At 66.5% G+C, this 218-nt stretch carries 1 protein-coding gene; it reads left to right on the forward strand.

All coding sequences use genetic code 11. The annotated features are described in order from the left end of the window. Positions 1-218 (forward strand): transposase (locus tag ACYVD0_RS21870; protein WP_460428758.1); only part of this gene is annotated, 218 nt, incomplete at both ends.

Here is a 218-nt window from a genome sequence, read left to right on the forward strand (position 1 = left end):
CGTCTTCGCGGCCTATGTCTCGCGTCACGGGCATGCCTTCATCGACCGGGCGCTGTATCTGCCCAAGGTCTGGACGGATGACCCTGAGCGCCTGGCCGCCGCCCAGGTACCGGCGGGTATCGGGTTTTCAACCAAGCCCCGGATGGCCCAGGACATGATCGAGCGGGCCCTCGCGGCGAACACGCCTTTTGCCTGGGTGGCTGCCGACAGCGTCTATG

The organism is Azotobacter armeniacus (genome assembly GCF_054779355.1).